Raw genomic sequence first — 1,989 nt, forward strand, 5'->3', positions numbered from 1 at the left:
AGCTTTTTTTCGCTGTCCTGTCTTCTTTTTCGGCATCTTGCTACTTCCACACGTGAGTCACACCTTAATTGTTTCGCACAGGCATCAGAACACTACCGCTATCAGTTTTATCCTACAGTGGCGCACTACCTAGTGAAAAGATTAGTTGGGGCAAACTTGATACGGACACCCCTAGTTACGTGATTGAATCGGATGCATCAATTGTAGCTCCGCTGATTTTTACTTACGTCCTGGGTCACTAATATCATGTCCGGTTGAATACTTACACCCTTGGCCCAATCGAAGGCATGTGGCACAAGTAAAGGAATAAGGTTTAATCGGAGATGGTTTTTTATCACTAATTATCCGGACATGATATAACCCTAGAAGTGATTATTTATGGTAGTTGTGTCATAATCATTGAGCGGTCAGCTTATTTTATTCAAAGGTGCGCTTTCCGCATCTAATTATTAAATTCGCCACGGGTCGCACCTAAAAGCACCGATTGCGCTACGCGCACGCTGCGCGAACAGTACCGTGGCCACAGGCCAATCGCTGAATGCTGAATGCTGAATGCTGAATGCTGATAGCTGACCTTCTCAGGTGGTTTGCACTATGGAAATTCCCGTAGATAGGGCTATTGAGCTAACACCTGCCCGGAATCTTCCCCATGGCAATTTCCTTATGCCCACGGCCCTAATAAATTGTATGATAATAGTTTTGGGAAATCTTTAGTCAAGATAGTACACAAAATAGTAAAGAGGAAGTTATATGGCTCGATATAGAGGCCCGCGTCTGCGGGTCGTTCGCCGTCTGGGTGATTTGCCCGGTTTAAGTCGTAAAACGCCGCGCCGTGCCTATCCCCCAGGTCAACATGGTCAAAACCGTCGGAAACGCTCAGAATATGCGATCCGTCTCGAAGAAAAGCAGAAACTGCGCTATAACTACGGAGTGACTGAAAAGCAGTTAATTCGCTATGTCCGTAAAGCTCGTCGAGCCACCGGTTCCACTGGACAAGCTTTGCTGCAACTGCTAGAAATGCGACTGGATAACACAGTCTTCCGCATGGGTATGGGAGGTACCATCCCAGCGGCTCGTCAGCTCGTGAGTCACGGTCATGTTACAGTAAATGGTACAGTAGTCAATATTCCTAGCTATCAGTGTCGCCCTGGCGATGTGATTGCGGTTAGAAACCGTGATCAATCCCGCCGTCTAGTAGAACGTAACTTGGAATTTCCTGGCTTAGCAAACCTTCCTAGCCATTTAGAGTTTGATAAGAACACCTTCACCGGGAAGGTGAATGGGATTATTGATCGGGAATGGGTGGCATTACAAATTAACGAGCTACTGGTGGTTGAGTACTACTCCAGGAAAGTCTAACCCGAGTTGAAGGTTGACAACGGTTGAAAGTTAACAGGTTGAAGGTTGACAACGGTTGAAAGTTAACAGGTTGAAGGTTGACAACGGTTGAAAGTTAACAGGTTGAAGGTTGACAACGGTTGAAAGTTAACAGGTTGTTCGCCTGTGGCGTTCCTGTAGGGTAGGTTGAAGGTTATAACCTGGAACCTGCTAACCTGTAACCTGTAACCTGCTAACCTGCTAACCTGTAACCTGGAACCTTCAACCTGACTAACCTGCAACCTTCAACCTGACTAACCTGCAACCTTCAACTTGACTAACCTTCAACCTTCAACTTGACTAACCTTCAACCTTCAACTTGACTAACCTTCAACCTGCTAACCTGCTAACCTGCAACCTAAAAAACTATCCGCCGATTTGTGACATCGTCCTTGTATATGAACCATCGATACCAGAGTCTCTCTCCTTGAAATTGATTTCTGGTTTAATCATCAGCAACTGTCTGACCTGCTCTCTTAAGTCAGCGGTATCAACGCCGCTGCGTAGAGCAGTTTTTAAGTCAACTTGACCTTGTTCATTAAGTAGGCAGGGACGCAGCCAACCATCAGCAGATAGACGCATCCGATTGCAGCGATCGCAAAAACATTCTGA

At 46.0% G+C, this 1,989-nt stretch carries 1 protein-coding gene and 2 pseudogenes; 2 read left to right on the top strand and 1 reads right to left on the bottom strand.

The window, feature by feature from the left end; genetic code table 11:
- Nucleotides 1-110: 110 nt before the first annotated feature.
- Nucleotides 111-242: pseudogene (locus F6K20_RS40345) on the top strand (deoxyhypusine synthase family protein); the annotation flags it as partial.
- Between the two features lie 508 nt (nucleotides 243-750).
- Nucleotides 751-1,359 carry a 30S ribosomal protein S4 gene (gene rpsD / locus F6K20_RS36210; RefSeq protein WP_008179879.1) on the top strand — a complete coding sequence of 203 codons (609 nt, stop codon included), beginning with the start codon at nucleotides 751-753 and terminating at the stop codon, nucleotides 1,357-1,359.
- A gap of 384 nt (nucleotides 1,360-1,743) precedes the next feature.
- Here the strand turns inward: rpsD and F6K20_RS36215 are convergent.
- Nucleotides 1,744-1,989, bottom strand: a pseudogene (locus tag F6K20_RS36215) (cyclic pyranopterin phosphate synthase MoaA); the annotation flags it as partial.

The organism is Moorena sp. SIO2C4, from assembly GCF_010672485.1.
GTDB lineage: Bacteria > Cyanobacteriota > Cyanobacteriia > Cyanobacteriales > Coleofasciculaceae > Moorena > Moorena producens.